This window comes from Nitrospira sp., assembly GCA_024998565.1.
Taxonomy (GTDB): Bacteria; Nitrospirota; Nitrospiria; order Nitrospirales; family Nitrospiraceae; genus Nitrospira_A.
On record JACOEM010000008.1, the window covers coordinates 96,199 to 115,193 of the forward strand.

An 18,995-nucleotide genomic window follows, 5' to 3' on the forward strand; every position below is an offset into this window, starting at 1 on the left:
GTGACATTCCTTCGACTCTTCATTGCCGCGTTCCTTCTGATCTGCGCCCCGGCCGTGGTGGCCGCCCATGGAAGCGGGCAGCACGTGCTCGGCGTCGTAGCCGCCATCGACGCGACCCATATCGAGGTCAAAACCCCAAAAGGCCAGGTCGTGTCGGTACGAATCACGGACAAGACGCAATATAAGGTGCGGAACCTTCGCCGCCCGAAGAGTCCGCCGCAGGTGGGAGACCGCGTGGTCATTGAAGCCGAAAAGGGCACCGACGGCCTGATCGCCACGGAAGTCCATTACTCGGACTCCAAACCCAAAGAGGCACAATAGCAGACCGCAGGTCATCGGTATCATTCGTCGTTCGTGAAACGTCGTTCGTCTCCCCTCCGAATGATGAGCGTAGAGCACGTGGCGTATAGCTGATAGCCATACGCACTGAGTTCCCCGTGAGGCACGTTTTACGTTTCACGATTGAAGAGGGTCCCATGCGAGTGTTTCAGTTGCAGGGAAACCAGCACAGCACGAGCGGCAACAGTGGCCTGCGTCCCATTGTCATGCGGGTGTTGATCATGGGACTGGCCGTGTTTCTCGCCGTGACCATCGTGCCCGGCATCGAATCGGAGAGCCTCGGCGCCGGGCTGGCCGCCGTGCTCGTGCTGACGGTGCTGAATACGCTCATCCGTCCGCTGCTCTACCTGCTGGCGCTCCCGCTGATCGTCGTCTCGCTCGGCCTGTTCATGGTGGTGATCAATGCCCTCCTGCTGCAGCTGACCGCCGCCCTTGTCAAAGGCTTTACGGTCGTCGGGTTCGGGGCGTCCTTCTGGGGCGCCCTCGTCATCAGCCTTGTGAGCAGCCTGCTCAACATGATCCTGGTGGTGGAACATACCCGGGTGGAACGACACGATCATCCCCAGCGCCCGCCCACGATCATCAACCCGGATTAGCGTGGAGGTATGGCGTATCGCACAGACGGCGGGAAGCCCCATGGACCTTGCCATAAACTATTGGCCCTGTGCTCTTCAAATTCATGCGCTTCCTTGAGTTACCTTGATCCGGCTGCTACAATGCCGCCCGACGCTCGCTTTTCACCGCCGAGAGCGCACAACCTATAACGAGCACCATGTTCCGAACATGCTGCGGGCCATGACTCACGATCGGAGTCATCCAGACCGGAACACCGTCGGTAGCCCCCTGCATAGCCGGCAACATCCTGCATAGAGGTCGATGAGTCCTCCAGCTGAATCAGAAAAAAAAGCCGCCGCTGAAACGCACCTGCAACGCACCCTGACTTCCGTCGTCAACGGACTCCCCGCCGATGCCGCCCTGGTTGCGATTTTCCACCAGGAGCAGGGACCGCTCACGACCCAGGTGCATCGCGGGTTCACGCCACGCGATGTGCAATCGATCGTCCGTACGCTGTCTTCGCAGAAGGTACTGACTTCCGTCCCCGCCGGCAACGATCCTGAGGCCTCACGCACCATGCGTCTTCGTCTGGTCACCCCGGGGGCCAAGTCGCTGCTGGGCGTGCCGTTGCGGCACCGTCAACGCACCTTCGGCTTTTTGGTGATCGGACGGAAAGACAATGCCGTCTATGCCAAAAAAGACAAGACGATGCTGGAGCAGGCCGGCGACGACATTACCAAGGCCCTCGAACGGGACAGCCTCTTCGACCTCAATGTGCTGCTCAGCCGTCCGCTGGTGGTGCAAGAGCCGCAGCCGGTCATCGCCACTCCGGATGTCTACAACGCGCCGACTTCCCATGCGACCCCGGAGATCCAAGAAAAAATCGTGTTGCTGTTGAATGAGCTAGGGCAGACCCTGGCCTTCGACCGCGCCTGGATCGGCGCGTATGACCCGCTCGCCGGTAATGTCGAAGTGCTCGGGATCGCCGGGGAACAAAAGACCGACCCGAAAGACCAGAAGAAAGATCTTAAAGCAGGCCAGCGCTTGACGCTCGACGCCTCCGCCGCCGGATGGGTGGTGCGCCACCGTAAGCCACGCGTCGATCACGATCTGGCTTCGACTCAAGGCCGCTTCCTCGATCATAAACACCTGTACAAAGACCGGTTCCAGTCGTCGCTGGTGCTGCCCTTCTTCCTGCGCGGACAAGTCGGAGGCACCATCACGCTGGCCTCGAAAGAAGCGGACCGGTTTGCGGTGACCGATGCCCGCCTGCTCGAACCGATCAATCTCAAGTTGGTCGATCTGCTTCAGGCCGCCCCGCCCGCAGCGGCAGGCGCCGCCAAGGCCGAAGGCGCACCGGACACGGCAGCAGGCTCACCCGCGCTGATCTCGGCTGAACCGGTGATCAGAAAACAGGAGCGGCAGGCGGCCATCGGAGAGTTCAGCGCCTTCCTCGCGACTGAAATCCGTGAACCGCTGGGTTCGATTCGGGCACAGTTGGAAGAGGTCACGGCCGAGGGCATCCTCGATTTCGACCCGCAAACCCGTGTCGAGAACGCCATGCGGGACCTGATCCGGATCGAAGCGATTCTCAATGAAATCCTCGACTTCGCCAAACCACTCGACCTCATGCGCCGGCTTTGCCGCGTTCCGGAAATGGTCGAAAATGCGTTGACCGTGGTGGCGACCGAACTGGAAGCCACGCGCATCCAGGTGGTCAAAGAATATGCAGGAGTCCTCGCCCCGGTACGGGCCGACGAAGCCAAGATGCAGCAGGTCTTCCTCAGCATTTTCAAAAATGCGATCGAAGCCATGACCCCGGGCGGCATCCTGACCATCTCCATGAGCAACCAGCGGGTAGGCCGACATCTGGAAGTTCAGATCCTGATCAAGAACAACGGGGCGCCGATTCCCCCCGAACATGTCGACAAGGTGTTCGAACCGTTCTTTACGACCAAGCGGTCCGGTACGGGCCTGGGCCTCGCCACGGTGAAGAAAATCGTCGAGGAACATCAGGGCAGTATCGGCATTTCCGGAACGCCCGGCGAAGGAACGACGGTGACCATCCGCCTGCCCGGTGTCAGCCGAGGGCCGGCCCATCGGTATCGAGGACGCGGACGCCGTCCGCCACGCCGCCCGACCGCCGCCTCCTAATTCCTCTTTGAGCGCTCAGGGCTCGGAAGACTCCCCCTCGGAACCGGTCCTTTCAGTGCGCGTCTCCCACGCACCAAACAACGTCACGTCCTAAGCCCGGCGAATTGCGCGCATGGGCCCAGCACATCTTTTTCTCCGGTTTCGCGATAGGTTAGGAGGCCGCCTCCTGCGCACGTCCAACGAGGGCCTTCCGAGGCCGCGCTTCTCGTAGCGAATCGCCATACACACCTGTGGGTGGTCATTGAGGCCGTCCAACTGCGCGCATCGGCCGAGCACATTCCGATTGTGCGCGGTCTGCGAGCAACTGGATGGCCTCAGGACCACCCGCTCCCCTCCCCCCCTTTATCCTTGACACGGCTTCTTCAGATAGCTAAGATTCCCGCACTCATCAGGCTTTTAACGTCTATAATCGACCACCATACTTTCACATTCTTTCAAAGGAGTAGGGGTATGAAATTCGTGATCGGCAGCGTCGCGACCCTTGCAGGTGTATTGTTTATGTGTTCGATGGCCTCCGCGAATCCGGCCCTGTTGCCGAAGCACGAAGGTTATCCGATGAAGAACGACGGCAGCCCGGTGAACGGACAGCCGACAGCCAATGACCCGGGCCAGAAGGCTGGGGGGGGTGAGTCCACCCTGCTCAAGTCTGCTGATTCCTCCAGCAAGCATGCCGAACAGAAATTAGTGAAGTCGGACAACGCGCGGATTACCGAAGGCCAGGGCGCCGGTCGGTTGCCGAACGTGCAGGGTCCGCAAATCAAGATCGAGCCACCGGTGACCTCTGCCACCAAGATCACCGGCGACCGTAAGATCGACTAGTTTCCATTCGATAGAACGAAGACGGGGCCGTTGTCTCACGACAACGGCCCCGTTTCTTTTGCTCCCGTGATCGCTGCCTATCGCCTCTTCCGACTAGAACCGGCCTCCGTCTGCAATCGAAACCGCCAGGGTTTCTTCGCCCATTCCCCGGCGTAATCGACCCCGATCCGCGGATAGGTTTTGAGGGCGTCTTGCGGCAACGAGTCCCCACGATCCTCAAACCAGAGTGTAGCCCCGGCTGTGAGATCCCAGCGGTTCAATCGGCGATCGATCCCGAATGCGCGGGTCAGCCGGCCCGGTCCATCGATGAGCAACCCGTCGCACTCCACCGCCCGCAGGAGGACGGCCGCCGGATAGCCGTCCTGCTCGGTCACCACGTTCAACATCTCGTGCATCCCGTAGCAGAGATACACATAGGCCATTCCAGGCGGCCCGAACAGCACTTCCGTCCTGGCCGTTCGTCCTTTCGATGCATGACAGGCCTTGTCCTCCGGGCCGACGTAAGCCTCGACCTCGATGATCTTTCCGGCCATCAACCCGGCCCCGTTGTCCCGTACAAGGTACTTGCCGATCAACGACCGCGCGACTTCAACCGTTGAACAGCTAAAGTAGGAACGATCCAGGATCTTCCGGTTCAGTCGACTCATTGGAAATCCTTTATGTCCCCTTCCCCACATGTGAGATGACGCCGATCGAATAGCAGGCGGCTCAAAAAGCCCGTTCAGCAAGGCCGCAGCCGATGGTACCGCCGGAGGCGTAGCCCATTGGCTACGTTGAGGACGGTACCGAGGCGAGAACGTCGCTGGCGGGCTTTTTCAGCCGCCTGCTAAAAATACCATGCGACGCCCCCCATCACCATCCGCGGATTGCCCGGGACAAAGTGAATGTCGGTCACGCCTGTTGCTTCGTTTCTCAGCCTCGATTCAAAGGCAAAGACCGCCTGCTCCCACTTCGTATTGAGTAGATTCTGCACAAACAGAAACGCTTCGAGTCGCCCATGTGCCAGCTTGATCGGAATCTGGTACCGTTCGGACAAGTCGATATCGATCCAGGAGGGCGCGCGGATGCTGCGATCCTCCGTCAGCGGGCGAACGCCCAGATACGTCGCTTGCAGCTGGGAGGTTAGTCCTTCCGGCCACCGCAGCAGCAGCGCGCCATACGCCGTGACTTGCGGCGCCAGGGGAATGGCATCGCCGTTGCGGAACTCCGCCTTGGTCCAGGTGATGCTGCCGTTGAAATACACCGGCCCCCAAACCTGCCCGCGCGCCCCGACCTCCATACCGCGCCGACGGGATGCGCCACGAATCTCCGTCGTTCCCTCATCACCGACAAACACCAGTTCCTGCTTCATATCCAGGGCCCAGAACGTGGCCGTCAGCTCGATACCATCCGAACCCCACGGTCTTGAGCGAAGGCCGACCTCATAACTCTTGGCTCTCGCCAGCGGTGAAGCGGCCGAAGTCACCGCCGAGCGCGCATCGTTACTATGGTACCCCTCGCCATAGTTCAGAAAGAATTCCGTTCTCAACCAAGGGCCGAGGATCAGGTTCGCCTTCGGCAACACCAGACCGGAATCGGCGGTCCCGGAGGCTTGCGCCACGCAGGTCTGACAACGATTGCGTACATCGAAGGTAAACACCTCGCTCCGTACCCCGCCGGCCAGACGCATCCAGGGTGTCGGTTGCACTTCCAATTTGAGAAAGGGGGCATAAGAGGCTTCGGTCATATCCGTATCGCTCGTGCTCCCGAGCGGATTTCTGAGCACTTGCGGCCCGAGCCGCGCATGAATGTGATCGACCCGTGATTGCACCCCTACAGTCACAGCGCCGTCCATGTCGAACCATCGTGCGGTTTGCTTGTAGCCGATGTCGCCGCCATACATAACCCGCCGATCGGACTGCTGAAACCCGTCGCCGTTGACGGGATCGTTTTGGAAAAATGTAAAATTCGTAAAGAGATCGAAGCGGTAGTATTGCGCATAGGCATTGGCAAAAAAACGGCCGCCCGACGTCGTGTCGTAGTGATAATTGAGCCGGCCGGTGCTGCGCATCGTTCGCCCACCCTCGGAAGGATCGACCGCACCGAACCGATCCAACGACCCGTCCTGCACCGCGCGCAAGGGGATCTCTCCCGACGCATTCCATTGAGACTTGTGAAAGGTCCCGGTCACCGACAGCTCCGACCGGGCACTCGGATTCATCGTCGCCTTCCCGAGCAGGTTGCCCCGGAAGTAACGGTTGTCCTGTTGAAACGGTCCGTTCGTGTAGTACCCTTCGGCAGCAATCAGCGAGCGAACACGGTCCGTCGTCGGAGAAAACATCAACAGGTGGCGCTGCGTATGGAACTGCCCGCCGGCCGACTGCACCACGCCCTCCTTCACCACCTCTCGCGTCCTGAAATTCACCGCCCCCGCCGTCGCAAAATCGCCATACTCCGGCAGATAGGCTCCCTTGTACACGTCGAGGCCCTCGATGGTTTCCGGAATGATGAAATTGAGGTCGGTATACCCCTGGCCGTGCGCATGGGAGCGCAGGTTGATCGGCATGCCGTCGGCAAAAAACGCGACATCCGTACCGTGATCCGCATCGAACCCGCGCAAAAAATATTGGTCGGCCTTGCCGGCGCCGCCGGAATGTTCGACGGCAATAAATCCCGGGATGAGGCGGAGCACCTGGGCCGGGCGCCCTTGCGGCTGGAGGAGATATTCCTTGTCGGGAATGAATTGCTGCGACGAAGCCGCCACCGGGCGGTCGGATTCGACCGTCACCTCAGGCACGTCGAGGTCAGGCGCATCGGGATCGTGGGCGAACGCCGCCACACCGACACTCAACACGATTGTTCCCGCACCGATCGCCCATCCGATCCACCGCATGATCACTCCCAATCACATCACGTGAGCGGACAAAGCGCTCAGAATGGTCCACGCATAGCCCCTGGCGGCCGCTTCAGACCCTCGTGATCTGACTGTGCAATCGGAGATGTACAATCGGCGGGTTCGATCAGGCAGTCGCCTGGAGCAGACACACACAACGCTGCAGGGCATGGTCGATTAGCGCATCGAGGGTTCGTCCCTGGACGCCGACGACTTCGACCTTCCGTTTGTTGAGAGGGAGCAGCACCTTTCTGGCCGAAGATTCCAGCACGGCTTGCGCGAGTACGGGAGTGACTTCCCCCAACATCGACCCGGGCATGAGGAGACTCAAGGAACCCACAATGACATCCGCCGCGTAGAGCCGTCGGTGGATCATCTGCGGGGCTGTTTCGGTGAAGGTCGCGCCGGCTCGAGCCATCGCCTCCGCGGAGGCGCTATTAAGGCCCAGGCCGATAATTGCGTGACCGTCCTCCACAAGCCCGCGCAAACCGGCGACCATCCGGCTTCCCAGCCCGCCGCCGCGTCCATCCACGACACAAATCGTCATCAGATACTCAGTCCTTTACCCGTCGTCGTCATGGTGAGCTTGCCGTGCTTCACGCCCTTCACGCTCAGCAACGCGTCGGCCACCTTGCGAATGGCAGCCCCTTTGCCCTTGGCCACCAGCACCTCCAGGCAGTGATCGTGGTCGAGATGCACATGCATTCCGGCCATGATGTGTCCCTGAAAATCGTGCTGGATATGGGTGAGTTTCCCCGTCAACCCCGGCACATGATGGTCGTACACGAACGTGATCGTGGCGACGGTCTCCCTATTCTCGTCCCATTGCTGCCCGACCAGATTGTCCCGGATCAAGTCGCGGATCGCTTCGGAGCGGTTGGTATAGCGGCGACGTTCGATCAGCCGGTCGAAATCGGCAAGAAGATCCTGATCGAGCGAGACGCCGAATCGTGCAAGCTGCTTCATCGCCGTGATATCCGTGTTACGAAATTTATTATCGTGGCACGGATAATACAAAGCCGGACGTGACTGCGTCAAGCGGCCGTGAAGAGAATGTTTGGTGAGGCGCCAGCGGGAGGAATCGGACCGGAAAGAGAGCTGTTACGCAACCATCTGAAGCGGGCCCGTTGCGGCGAACAGTTTCTCGCCTTCACGGTCGATGAGCTGCATGAATAAGGCGCTCAACTCGGGATCGAACTGCTTGCCGGCCTGTGCGGCGATTTCATCTTTGGCTTCGCTGAGCGTCATCGTCGCTTTGTATGAGCAGGGGTGCGTCATGATATCGAACGCATCGGCCAGCGCCACGATCCGCGCCGCCAGCGGGATCTGCACATCTTTAATCCCGTGATAGCCGGCTCCATCCCACCGCTCATGATGCGTCAGGGCAATCTCGCGGGCCATCATCAACAGAGGAGCCCGACTATCCGACAGGAGCCGCGAGCCGATTTTGGTGTGCTGCTTCATCGCCTCCCAATCAGCCGTCACATAGGGCCCGTCCTTCAGGATCACGGAATCGCGCAGGCCTACTTTCCCGATATCGTGCAACGGAGCGGTCGTCTTGATCATATCCACCTGATCCGCAGGCAGCCCCTTCATCTCCGCCAGCAACATGGCCATCCGTCCGACCCGCCACGCATGGCCGCCGGTCGCGTCATGCCGATATTCCGCCGCCAGCGCGAGACGGTTCAGCAGATCCAGCTGCGTTTGCTCCACGACTTTGGTGCGCAAGCGGACCTGCGCTTCCAAATGTTCATTGTGCATACGCAGCTGTCGATGCAGCTGCCTCGTGACCAGTTGGTTTTTGATGCGGAGTACGACTTCCGTAGCATCCACCGGCTTGTTCAGGAAATCCTTGGCGCCCTCCGCCAAGGCCCTGTGCTTCGTCGGAGCGTCGAGCTCGCCGGTAATGACGAGAATCGGCACATAGTCTTCGGCGGGAATGACGGCGGTCAACTGCCGTAGGACTTCGAATCCATCCATATGCGGCATACGCATGTCCGTCGCAATCAGATCCGGCTTCACCTCTTGATATAACGGCACCGCCTGACGCGGGTCGGTCGTCGTGGTAATTTTTTCGTAGCCGGCCTGCTTGAGGATCGCCTCCATCAGTTTGAGGCTAGGCAGCTCATCATCGATCAACAGCAATTTGACGGCGCTCACATCAAGATCCGACATGGCAACACCCGTGCTCCTGGTTCTCGAAATCCTACCGCTTCCACCCTACCATCCTCATGCCGCATCACCAATTTCTTTCTGGCTCTCCGCAGGGAGTGATTTCGGATACCGGAGCCTGGACAGCGCCTGCCGGAGCGCCCCCATCGTCAGCGGTTTGCTCAATTCTGCATCGACCGCCTGCGACACGGTGTCCTCCTGCTCGAGTTGGTCGCCTCCGGTCAACAGCAGCACCGGCGTCTCAGGCGAGACTTTTTTGATCACCCCGGCCAACTGGCGACCGGTCATATGCGGCATGCCGTGATCGGTCACCACCAGATGGACCCGCTCGGGATTGAACCGCTTGATCGCCTCGGCCGCGCTCCCGACCACTTCCACACGGTGCCCAGCCACCCGGAGATATTCGCCCGTCACACGGCCCACCAACGGATCGTCGTCTACGACCAGGACCTGCAACCGGACCCCGTCCATGTTGTGTCCGCCATGGTCTGTGCTCGTCTCCGCCTCCGCTTGAATCGGGAGCCGGATGCTGAACGTCGTCCCGACGCCGACGGCACTCGTGATATCGATGGTGCCACGCAACCGCCGGATGATGCCGTACACCATGGCCAATCCCAAACCGGAGCCCTTTTCTCCTTTTGTGGAGAAGAACGGTTCAAGACAACGTTGACGCACTTCTTCCGTCATGCCCGTGCCGGTATCGCTGACTTCCAGGCGCACCGCATCGCCGTCGACTTTGGTGCGGAGCGTAATCGACCCGCTGTTGGGCATCGCATCCACGGCATTAAACACCAGATTCGTCAGCACCTCGCGCAATTCCGATTCATGCCCTGCGACCGAGGGCACCGATTCCAATTCCGTTTTGATCTCGATCGCCACGCCGTTCGCCAAAGCCTGATCCTTCCACTTCGGCTGGCTGAGCTTCACACTTTGCTGGACCAGGCTGTTCAGATCGACGATGCCGGCCAGGTCCGCGTCGAGGCGGGGTCGATAGAAATCCCGCAGCCGGCTGACGACCTTCGCCGCGTCCTTGGCCGCCATATTGATTGTCTGCAGATATTCCTTCAGTTGCGCGGGATCCGCCGACATCTGGGGCGCGATGAGCAGGAGTTCGCTGAAACCCATGATCGGCGACAGGGTATTATTGAAGTCGTGCGCGATCCCGCTCGCCATTTGCCCGAGCGCCCGCAACCGCTCCTGCTGGACCATCTGCTGTTGCGTCGTCTTGAGTTCGGCCATAGCGGCTTCCAACTGCGTATGGCTCTCCCGCAAAGACGATTCCGCCCGCTTCCGTTCCGCGAGATCCGAGGCGTTACTCAGCGCCACCGCCACCTGATCGGCCAACTGACGCAATTGCACGAGATGATCCGCGTGCATGTCGGGCGCCTTCCGGTAACTCAACACAATCCCGCCTAACAGATCGTGCGAGCGGAAGAGAGGCAGCACCAGGAGGGACTCGCTCCCTTGCCCACTCAGGGCGGCAAACGCCCCTGTTCCGTCCGGCTGCACCAGAGTCGAGCCGTCCCGATGCGCCGTGAGCATCCGGCTCTCAGCCTCCGTCACCGTCACACCCTGCATCGTCGTCTGCTTGCTCTCCGGCCCGAGTCTGGCATAGAGCCACCCACGAGTGCGCTCGGATGGATCGATCAATAACACGGCCAGGCCCTGGCAGGGAGAGACCTCGCGCAACCTGGCCAGAACCGTATCGACAATCCGGCTGGGGTCGAGCACCGACAGCACCGATCGGTCGATCTCATGGATGGTGGCCAGCTGCGTGAATTGCTGATTCAGCCGGCTTGCCATGGCATTGAAGGAGGCCGCCAGCTCCTCGAACTCATCCCCGCTCTTAACCTGCACCGGCGTCGAAAAATTTCGCTTGGCAATCCGCCTGGTGCCCTTGCCCAACTCCTCCAACGGCACCATGGTCTTCCCGATTTGATTCACGCTGAGCAACGCCACGCACAACAGCGCGATCACGACCACCAGGCTGAAGCGATAGTGAAAGCTCGCCAGCGGCGCGAGCACCGAGCTTCGCGATTCACTCAACAGCACGGTCCACGGCGCCGTCGAAAATTGGTACCGGAGCGGGATCGCCCAATAGCCTGCGATATAGGAATCTTCTTCATCTCGCCATTCCAATAGAGACGTGCTGCCCCCTTCGCCCTGCCCGACCCGCTGCTCCCTCAATGTAGCGGGAGCGGAAGGGCTGCAGAACAGAACCTCCGGCGCGGTCCCGAATACACACATGGACATCTCCGCCGGGAGCGTCATGCTGCCGGCCAGGTCCCACAGATAATCGCCGTTGATTTCAGCCACCACGGCCGCCGTATCGGGTTCGGAAAGCCTGACCAGAAACAGGCGCCTGGCTCCGGTGTCATCGGTCGCCGTCGTCAACAACGTTTTGTTCTGGCGGAGCAACGCCCATTGCGCCGGCGACAGAGTGGGAATCAACGGCAGCTCGCCGAGAAAGACGCGCGTCGCGCCATCGCCCGAGACGTAGGCCATGCCTGGAAACCCCGGTGTGCTCGGAAGCGGCCGTGTCGGGAGGTCGCCCGGCGCTGTCGGGATGATCGCATGGTGCTGTCGGCTGATCGAGAGCAGTTCTGCTTCCAGCAGGAGGAGCCGTTGGTAGACGGCCATGCCCATAGCCTTACTCTCCTGCCGCACCCGACGCTCGGCCTGCTGAGTGAGCTGGCCGGTCACGTCGCTGAACGACACCAGGCTCAGCGCGCCGACCGGCAAAAGGGCGCAGAGGATGAAGAGAAAGAAGACCCTGCGGGCGACACGACTACTGAGAAACGACCGTTCAATCTGCACGAAGTCTCGTCCTGCTAGAACTCGACGGCCAAGCCGACAAAGCTGCCGTCATTGGCGCGGATTACATCGTCGTGACTTTTCTTAGCCGTGAGCGGCTCTACGCTCTCGCCGTCTTTGCCCATACTATAGAGGTCGTAGTCGGAGTTGATCGGATGGAGAAAGCGATCCTTGCGCGGCTTCCCCTTGCTGGCGTTCCCGCCACCTCCCTGGGCCGCATAGGCGCTGTCTGGCTCAAACCAATAGGAGGTCTTATTCCCGCCGCCGTTGCCGCCCCCGTTCCCATTTCCCCCGCCACTGCCGGCGCCTCCTGCACCGCCACCGCCATTCCCACCTGCATTGCCTCCGCCACCTCCATTGCCACCTGCGTTTCCGTTCCCACCCGCATTCCCACCGCCGTTACCATTGCCGCCACCGTTCCCGGGCAGGCTTAACGCCGCAATATTCAGATACTCATAGGGATTTCCCCAAGGGTCGGCGATGTCGCCTGCCCCCGCTTCGGCTAACGTGTTCGGGAATACGTCATTCGCGGCTTCATACGAATCGATCGCTCGCTCGATGTAGCGAACTTCCGCAATGCAGCGGGCTAGTCTGGCCTTGTCGAGATAGCCCAGATAGTTCGGGATCGCCAAACCCGCCAACGCCCCGACAATCGCCACGGCAATCATCAATTCAATGATCGTAAAGCCACGCTGCCCGCGGCAATCTGTGTTGTTTGCCATACGCGACCTAAAATCCCGATGCAGAGGGCAAGGATACCGGCCGGGCCTCGATCACATCCGCCTTGGTCTGAAACGGTTCCATCGCCTGCGCGAGTTGATCGACGGTGGATCGAAGGCGATCCGCCTCCTGCTCTACCTCGCGGAACGAACCTCGCGCCGCCGCCTGCTTCAATCGCTCCAACTGCGGAGCCATGTCGGCATGGTGCGCTTCGATACGGGCGATCTTCTCCCGCAACGCGCCGACCATTTCACCCAAACATTGCGCTTCCGCATGGAGGTAAGGGGGCCCGCGATCCGATGTGAAAAAAATACCCCGTGCACGAGCAGGAGAAGAGACACCACCGCCACCACCGGCCAGAAGCGGCTGTGCAATAACTCAAACTGGTCTGCCACCCGCTGTGCCTCCGGGCTGGAGACAGGCAGATGCTCCAGTTGGAGCATCAACGGAAGAAACAGCGCGGCCGACACGGCAACGATCACCACCACCACATAACAGAAGCTCAGACCCAGGAAACGTGGCTGCACCGTGTCCCACAGAAAATGGCGTCGAAACCGTGGCCGGCTCATGATGTCGCAACCTTTCTCGTCCAGACCAAATGATCCTGATTCTTGTAGATAATCCTGCCGCCGGCGGCCGGCTCATAAAAAAATGCCAATTGGTACTTGGTTTGGTCTTCACCCTGATAGGAGACGACGAAGAGGGTCTTGGTCCCCTCACGGCTTTCATCGATCTGCGTGATCACATACCCATCCGCCGTGACGGCACTGGTGCCGAATCCGATCCGGCGCTCATCGATAAACATATGCTGGTCCGTGTAACCTTCGGCCGCCGTTTCCCACACCCCGAGCAGATACGACGGCGCCGCCTCCGGCTCAGGCGCACAGGCCGCGCACAGCCAGAGGGCGAGCAGACAACTCACCCGCGAGATCGACCACACGATGCACCTCTTTGAAGTGGAATCCTCCGAGTCTCTCTGGTACCGACTCAGTATGTCGTACCTGCGTGTAAATTCAACTTTTCCGAAAGTTTCCACAGGGCATCGGCGCCGACTCCGCAGCACATTCAGCGTGGGTACAGGTCGTTTTTTTAGAAAGGGTGCGAACCCGACTATTCGCTTTGGATGGGGATGTAGAGCAGACTGCCCTGACGATTGACGAGCAACAGGGCGAGATCAGTGGACCGGAGCGGTTCAGCGAGCCGCTGAAAGGTATTGAAGTTGGGGATGGGCTGTCGATTGAGTTCCAACAGGAGATCGCCGGGCTGAAGCCCGGAGACTTCGGCCAGGCTGCCGTCTTCGATATCCGTCACGACCAGACCGGCGTTGACCGGCAAATCCATCTGTCGCGCCAGGGCCGGCGTCACCTCATCCACGATCACACCGGACAGGGGATGTGCGGTGGAACTAGCGGCATCTGCCGTCTGCGTTTTCTTGGGCCGCTCCCGCGGCGCTTCCTGCACGGTGAGGTCCGTCTGCATCAACTTGGCATCGCGGAGCAGCTCGATCCGGTGTTTGCTGCCGATGGCCGCGGTGGCCATCAGATTGCGCAGATGGCCGCTGTCCATCACGTCGCGGCCGTCGAAACGTACCACGACATCGCCGCGCTTCAATCCCGCCCGTTCGGCGGAGCCCTTGGCCTGCAGGTCGGTAATGATCGAACCCTTCACATCCGGCAGGTGGAACGTCTTGGCGAGCAACGGTGTGACATCCTGCGTGGAGGCCCCCAGAAATCCCCGAACGACCCGGCCCGTCTTGATGAGACTCTGCATGGCGGTTCTCGCCATGTTGCTGGGAATCGCAAACCCGACGCCGACGCTGCCGCCCGTCGGACTCGCAATGGCCGTGTTGATCCCGACCAACTCTCCGTTAGTGTTCACCAGGGCCCCGCCAGAATTCCCGGGATTGATCGGCGCATCGGTCTGAATGAAATCTTCCACATCGGCCACCCCCACATCCGCGCGACCGACCGCGCTGACGATGCCGAAGGTGACGGTGCGGCTCAGACCGAGGGGATTGCCGATCGCGAGGACGAAATCGCCGACGGCGAGCGCGCTGGAATCGCCCCAGGCCGCGCTAGGAAGGCCGGTGGCGCTGATTTTCACCACCGCCACATCGGTTTTCGGATCGGTCGCGACCACCCGCCCTTTGAACTGCCGTCGATCGGCGAGAATAACTTCCACATCCACGGCATCGGCCACGACGTGGTTGTTGGTGATGATGTACCCATCCGACGAGACGATGACCCCGGAGCCCTGCCCGTATTGGCGACGCGGCGGCACGTCTTTGAACATGCCGAAAGGCAGCCCCTCATCGCTGAAGGCTTGATCGTGCACCATCACCGTCGAGGCGATGCTGACGACAGCGGGAAGCACCTTGGCCGCAGTGGCCCGCACCTGGGCCTGCAAATCGCCCGCCGTGCTGACCTTTGACAGACGCGGTGCAAGCAAATCAGAAGCCGAGGCTGAACCCTCAGGCCAACAGCCCAGTAGGACGCCCGCGATTCCCAGAGCCAACAGGCCCGTTTGTGATCCACGTGACGACATGGTGTGAAACATCCCTAGCAGGATGCACAAAAACTAGCTTGTCGCGCAATAGCTCGGACTGAGCTCCAGTGCCGTCTCGCGTCAAAAAAAACCGCAGGATGCGCAAAAAGGCCGTCCAGCAAGGCCGCAGCGAGCGAAGAGGCGAATCGTACTCTCGCGGTACGGTGAGCCTCTGAGTGATGCGAGAACGACGCTGGCGGACTTTTTCCGCATCCTGCTAGAAACGGCAGGCCCCAGCCTATCATGCGGCAGAGGCTTGCACACTCAGAACTCATAAATCGGCATGCCGGAGGCGTAACGCGTTCGAAATCACCGAGAGGGAACTGAACGTCATCGCCGCGCTGGCCAACATCGGACTGAGGAGAAGACCGAAAAACGGATACAACAGCCCGGCGGCGACCGGAACCCCGATCATATTGTACACAAAGGCGAAGAAGAGATTCTGGCGGATGTTGCGCATAGTGGCCTTGCTCAAGCGGCGTGCCCGGACAATCCCGCGCAAATCGCCCTTCACCAGCGTCACCCCGGCATTCTCCATCGCCACATCGGTTCCGGTTCCCATGGCAATGCCGACATCCGCCTGCGCCAGTGCCGGAGCATCGTTCACGCCATCCCCCGCCATCGCCACCACATGACCCTGTTGCTGAAGTTTCTGGACGATCTTGCTCTTTTCATCCGGCTTCACGCCGGCCCGGACCTCATCCAAACCCAACTCCTTCGCCACCGCCTGCGCCGTCACGGCATGATCGCCGGTCACCATCACCAGGCGAATGCCTTCCTGCCGCAAGAGACGTAACGCCTCGGAGGTCGAACTCTTGATCGGGTCGGCCACCCCGAGCAACCCGGCCGTCCGGCCATCGACGGCGACAAACATCACGGTTTGCCCGGTCTGCCGCATCAATTCAGCATTCGCTTCCAACGCAGCCAGGGAGGCTTCGTCGTCCATGCGGAGGCCTCGCAACAAATCGAGCGTTCCGACCGCCACCCGCCTGGTCCCGACCGTCGCCATGACGCCTTTTCCGGTTGTTGACGTGAACCCCGACGCCGCCTCCAACGCGATGCCCCGCGACTCAGCTCCGCTCACAATCGCGCCGGCTACCGGATGCTCACTCCCCCGCTCGACAGACGCCGCCAGTCGCAACAGGTCCGTTTCTGACCAGGGAGCGATGGCGCTCACGACACGCAATTTGGGCTTACCTTCGGTGAGGGTGCCGGTCTTGTCGAAGACCAGCGTATCGACTTTTTCGATGGTCTCCAGCGCTTCCGCTTTCTTGAACAGGACACCTGCCGCCGCACCGCGACCGGTCCCGACCATGATCGACATGGGTGTCGCCAGACCCAGGGCGCAGGGGCAGGCAATGATCAGCACGGCGACGGCGTTCAACAGGGCATGGGCCAGGCGCGGTTCCGGCCCGATCAACGCCCACACCAGGCCAGTCACGATCGCCACGCCGACCACAATCGGAACAAAATACCCGGCCACGACATCGGCGGTCCGTTGAATCGGAGCCCGGCTGCGTTGCGCTTCCGCCACCATCTGCACGATATGCGCCAACAGCGTATCCGCCCCTACGCGATCCGCCCGCATCACCAGACCGCCGGAACCGTTGATCGTGCCGCCCGTCACCCGATCCCCGGTGGTTTTCTCAACCGGCAACGATTCGCCGGTAATCATCGACTCATCGATCGCCGTCGCGCCTTCCAAAATGACTCCATCGACCGGCACCCGTTCTCCCGGTCGCACACGCAAGCGATATCCCACTTGCACCTGGTCGAGCGACACATCTTCTTCACGGCCGTCCTCTCGCACGCGCCGCGCGATCTTGGGCGCCAGTCCCAGGAGAGCCCGGATCGCGCCGGTGGTTCGGCTCCTGGCCCGCAATTCCAATACCTGCCCCAGCAGGACCAACACGGTGATGACCGCCGCCGCTTCGAAGTACACCGGCACCGCCCCGCTTTCCAGATGGAACGATTGCGGAATCAGCGCGGGGAACAATGTGGCAAACACACTGTAGAGGTAGGCCGTGCCGGTCCCGATTGCAATCAGCGTGAACATGTTCGGGCTGCGATGGACGATCGACGCCCAGCCGCGCTGAAAGAACGGCCATCCGGCCCAGAGCACCACCGGCGTGCTGAGCAGGAACTGCACCCAGGCCGATTGCGTATCGGTCACGAGATGCTGCATCGGATGCCCGGGAAACATGTGCGACATGGCTAGCACAAAGACCACCGCCGCCGGACCCAGACCCACCCAGAACCGACGGGCCATGTCCACCAACTCAGGATTCAGCTCTTCTTCGACCGTGACGGTTCGTGGTTCCAGCGCCATCCCACAGATCGGACAGGCTCCCTGCTCCGCCTTCACCACCTCGGGATGCATCGGGCAGACATATTCCGTTTTGGTCGGCAGCGGCTGAATCGAATCCGGCTCCAGTGCCATCCCGCATTTCGGACAGGGCACCGGCTTTTCCTCCAACACCTCAGGACACATGGGACAGACATATTTCGTCCCGGGAGGGGGCGGGACAGCAGGCGCAGTGGACTGAGCAGAGGCAGGGGCGAGATACCGTTGCGGATCGGCGCGAAACTTGGTGAGGCAGCCCTGGCAACAGAAGGAGTAGGTCGTGCCCTGATAGTCGAACGACCCGGCCGCCGTCGCCGGATCCACCGTCATGCCACAGACCGGATCGATGACGCCTGAGAGCGCGTTGCCCGGCGCCGGGGCGTCCAGCATCGGGAGCGACTTGCCCCCGAACTGCCGTGACGCTGTTGTCGATGCGACGGGCGACGACGACAAGTACCGGACCGGATCGGCCCGGAACTTTTCGAGACACCCCTGACAACAAAAATAATACGTCTGGCCCGCATGCGCATGCGACCCGGCGGCGGTCGCAGGCTGAACGGTCATCCCGCAAACGGGGTCCCGCTCACCGCCCGCAACCGTCTGTTGGTCAGGCGTCGTCTGCATCATCGGCAGCGAACGCCGACCGGCAGCAGGCATAGCGGCGGTCGCAACGGACGCGGTCTTCACATACTGATCCGGCGCAGCACGAAACCGATCGAGGCAACGGGTACTGCAAAAATAGTAGGTCCGGCCCTCATGGTCGAACCGGCCCGCCGCCGTCGCCGGTTCCACCGTCATGCCGCAGATCGGATCAGTCGCCATTCATCACTCCACTGGGAAGCGAAGAGCTTATGGCCGATGGCATATAGCGTATAGTCAAGAATCGGAAGAAACGAACATGCCGTCACTCCCTTCCTTCCTGCTATAAGCCACACGCCATCAGCTATTTGCTCCGATCATTTTCTCGTGCCGTCTCCGTCCAGAATGCTGTGAATGATCAGCTTCAAATTCTCCGGATCGATTTGCTCAACCTTGATGTTGCCGTCGAGCAGGACGGTGGGCGTCTGTTGAATCTTGATGCGATCACCCCATTTCCTGCCATCTTCAAAAGCCTTCGCCGGCTTGGCGCTGGCTAATCCCTCTTCGAACGCCACCGGGTCGAGCCCGACTTCACGAATCAACACTTCACGGATCGCCTTGTCGATGATGCCGATCTTGTCCTTATGGATGGTCCGGAACAACGCCCGCTTCATCTCAGCGCCCTTCCCCATCGTCTTAGCCTGTTCATACATATCGAAGGCGGTCGGCAACTTGCCGGGAATCACGGGATACCCCACCATGACCGCTTCCAGCTTATTGCCGAATTCCTTCTCCAGAATCGCCAGCCCCTCGCCGTCGAACCGGTGGCAATGCGGGCAGTAGAAATCTGCGAATTCAGTCAGTTGCACTTTCCCCGGCTTGTGTGTCGACTTCTCGTCGCTCAGCACCTGGAAGTTCCCTTTGAGTTCCGCCTTGCCCGCCTGCGCGATGCCCACGAACCCGAGAGCCGCCACCGCCATCAGGCCCATCAACAGACTGACCCGCCATCCACGACGCTTCGCCATACGCTGCACTCCTTTTTTCAAACTCGGTTCGGTTCAACAGGTTCATCGGCATTATAAA

General features: G+C 60.8%; 17 protein-coding genes. 4 read left to right on the forward strand and 13 right to left on the reverse strand.

Going from position 1 to position 18,995, the window contains the following annotated elements; all coding sequences use genetic code 11:
* The 4 genes from H8K11_13850 (at position 1) to H8K11_13865 (ending at position 3,867) form a co-directional block, all read left to right on the forward strand.
* Positions 1-321, forward strand: a complete 321-nt coding sequence (locus H8K11_13850) for a hypothetical protein (protein MCS6264834.1) — start codon at positions 1-3, stop codon at positions 319-321.
* A 155-nt stretch (positions 322-476) separates the two neighbouring features.
* A complete protein-coding gene (locus H8K11_13855) occupies positions 477-935 on the forward strand; it encodes a phage holin family protein (GenBank protein MCS6264835.1) in 459 nt (152 codons plus the stop codon).
* A gap of 280 nt (positions 936-1,215) precedes the next feature.
* Positions 1,216-3,048, forward strand: coding sequence for a GAF domain-containing protein (locus H8K11_13860; protein ID MCS6264836.1), 1,833 nt, complete (start codon positions 1,216-1,218; stop codon positions 3,046-3,048).
* A gap of 450 nt (positions 3,049-3,498) precedes the next feature.
* Positions 3,499-3,867, forward strand: coding sequence for a hypothetical protein (locus H8K11_13865; protein ID MCS6264837.1), 369 nt, complete (start codon positions 3,499-3,501; stop codon positions 3,865-3,867).
* Between the two features lie 77 nt (positions 3,868-3,944).
* Here the strand turns inward: H8K11_13865 and H8K11_13870 are convergent, their stop codons facing one another.
* The 13 genes from H8K11_13870 to H8K11_13930 all read right to left on the reverse strand — a co-directional run bounded on the left by H8K11_13870 (position 3,945) and on the right by H8K11_13930 (position 18,937).
* Positions 3,945-4,514: a DNA-3-methyladenine glycosylase gene (locus tag H8K11_13870; GenBank protein ID MCS6264838.1), complete on the reverse strand. Its 570-nt coding sequence runs from the start codon at positions 4,512-4,514 to the stop codon at positions 3,945-3,947.
* A gap of 179 nt (positions 4,515-4,693) precedes the next feature.
* Positions 4,694-6,739, reverse strand: coding sequence for a TonB-dependent receptor plug domain-containing protein (locus H8K11_13875; GenBank protein MCS6264839.1), 2,046 nt, complete (start codon positions 6,737-6,739; stop codon positions 4,694-4,696).
* Positions 6,740-6,866: 127 nt separating this feature from the next.
* Positions 6,867-7,286 (reverse strand): DUF3842 family protein, encoded by a 420-nt coding sequence (locus tag H8K11_13880; protein ID MCS6264840.1) that lies wholly within the window; start codon positions 7,284-7,286, stop codon positions 6,867-6,869.
* On the reverse strand, positions 7,286-7,705 hold the full coding sequence (gene nikR, locus H8K11_13885; protein MCS6264841.1) for a nickel-responsive transcriptional regulator NikR: 420 nt from the start codon (positions 7,703-7,705) through the stop codon (positions 7,286-7,288). Before nikR ends, H8K11_13880 begins: the two co-directional genes overlap by 1 nt.
* A gap of 135 nt (positions 7,706-7,840) precedes the next feature.
* A complete protein-coding gene (locus H8K11_13890) occupies positions 7,841-8,914 on the reverse strand; it encodes a response regulator (GenBank protein MCS6264842.1) in 1,074 nt (357 codons plus the stop codon).
* Positions 8,915-8,968: 54 nt separating this feature from the next.
* Positions 8,969-11,728, reverse strand: a complete 2,760-nt coding sequence (locus tag H8K11_13895) for a response regulator (GenBank protein MCS6264843.1) — start codon at positions 11,726-11,728, stop codon at positions 8,969-8,971.
* Positions 11,729-11,742: 14 nt separating this feature from the next.
* Positions 11,743-12,447, reverse strand: a complete 705-nt coding sequence (locus tag H8K11_13900) for a prepilin-type N-terminal cleavage/methylation domain-containing protein (GenBank protein ID MCS6264844.1) — start codon at positions 12,445-12,447, stop codon at positions 11,743-11,745.
* A gap of 7 nt (positions 12,448-12,454) precedes the next feature.
* Positions 12,455-12,640 carry a hypothetical protein gene (locus H8K11_13905; GenBank protein ID MCS6264845.1) on the reverse strand — a complete coding sequence of 62 codons (186 nt, stop codon included), beginning with the start codon at positions 12,638-12,640 and terminating at the stop codon, positions 12,455-12,457.
* Entirely contained in the window at positions 12,616-13,014 is a 399-nt protein-coding gene (locus H8K11_13910) for a hypothetical protein (protein MCS6264846.1), read from the reverse strand. Before H8K11_13910 ends, H8K11_13905 begins: the two co-directional genes overlap by 25 nt.
* A complete protein-coding gene (locus tag H8K11_13915) occupies positions 13,011-13,385 on the reverse strand; it encodes a hypothetical protein (protein ID MCS6264847.1) in 375 nt (124 codons plus the stop codon). Before H8K11_13915 ends, H8K11_13910 begins: the two co-directional genes overlap by 4 nt.
* A 170-nt stretch (positions 13,386-13,555) precedes the next feature.
* Entirely contained in the window at positions 13,556-14,989 is a 1,434-nt protein-coding gene (locus H8K11_13920; protein ID MCS6264848.1) for a Do family serine endopeptidase, read from the reverse strand.
* Between the two features lie 271 nt (positions 14,990-15,260).
* The gene (locus H8K11_13925) at positions 15,261-18,155 is read right to left on the reverse strand and encodes a heavy metal translocating P-type ATPase (protein MCS6264849.1); all 2,895 of its coding nucleotides are present in this window, start codon (positions 18,153-18,155) and stop codon (positions 15,261-15,263) included.
* A gap of 134 nt (positions 18,156-18,289) precedes the next feature.
* The gene (locus H8K11_13930) at positions 18,290-18,937 is read right to left on the reverse strand and encodes a thioredoxin domain-containing protein (GenBank protein MCS6264850.1); all 648 of its coding nucleotides are present in this window, start codon (positions 18,935-18,937) and stop codon (positions 18,290-18,292) included.
* Between the last annotated feature and the right edge of the window lie 58 nt (positions 18,938-18,995).

What these genes read in the sequence shown, in the direction of transcription:
- H8K11_13855 (MCS6264835.1), top strand. Translation starts at nt 477, where the DNA reads ATGCGAGTGTTTCAGTTGCAGGGAAACCAGCACAGCACGAGCGGCAAC.
- H8K11_13880 (MCS6264840.1), bottom strand. Translation starts at nt 7,286, where the DNA reads ATGACGATTTGTGTCGTGGATGGACGCGGCGGCGGGCTGGGAAGCCGG.
- H8K11_13870 (MCS6264838.1), bottom strand. Translation starts at nt 4,514, where the DNA reads ATGAGTCGACTGAACCGGAAGATCCTGGATCGTTCCTACTTTAGCTGT.
- H8K11_13910 (MCS6264846.1), bottom strand. Translation starts at nt 13,014, where the DNA reads ATGAGCCGGCCACGGTTTCGACGCCATTTTCTGTGGGACACGGTGCAG.
- H8K11_13900 (MCS6264844.1), bottom strand. Translation starts at nt 12,447, where the DNA reads ATGGCAAACAACACAGATTGCCGCGGGCAGCGTGGCTTTACGATCATT.
- H8K11_13890 (MCS6264842.1), bottom strand. Translation starts at nt 8,914, where the DNA reads ATGTCGGATCTTGATGTGAGCGCCGTCAAATTGCTGTTGATCGATGAT.
- H8K11_13920 (MCS6264848.1), bottom strand. Translation starts at nt 14,989, where the DNA reads ATGTCGTCACGTGGATCACAAACGGGCCTGTTGGCTCTGGGAATCGCG.
- H8K11_13860 (MCS6264836.1), top strand. Translation starts at nt 1,216, where the DNA reads ATGAGTCCTCCAGCTGAATCAGAAAAAAAAGCCGCCGCTGAAACGCAC.
- H8K11_13930 (MCS6264850.1), bottom strand. Translation starts at nt 18,937, where the DNA reads ATGGCGAAGCGTCGTGGATGGCGGGTCAGTCTGTTGATGGGCCTGATG.
- H8K11_13925 (MCS6264849.1), bottom strand. Translation starts at nt 18,155, where the DNA reads ATGGCGACTGATCCGATCTGCGGCATGACGGTGGAACCGGCGACGGCG.
- nikR (MCS6264841.1), bottom strand. Translation starts at nt 7,705, where the DNA reads ATGAAGCAGCTTGCACGATTCGGCGTCTCGCTCGATCAGGATCTTCTT.
- H8K11_13875 (MCS6264839.1), bottom strand. Translation starts at nt 6,739, where the DNA reads ATGCGGTGGATCGGATGGGCGATCGGTGCGGGAACAATCGTGTTGAGT.
- H8K11_13865 (MCS6264837.1), top strand. Translation starts at nt 3,499, where the DNA reads ATGAAATTCGTGATCGGCAGCGTCGCGACCCTTGCAGGTGTATTGTTT.
- H8K11_13905 (MCS6264845.1), bottom strand. Translation starts at nt 12,640, where the DNA reads ATGGCTCCGCAGTTGGAGCGATTGAAGCAGGCGGCGGCGCGAGGTTCG.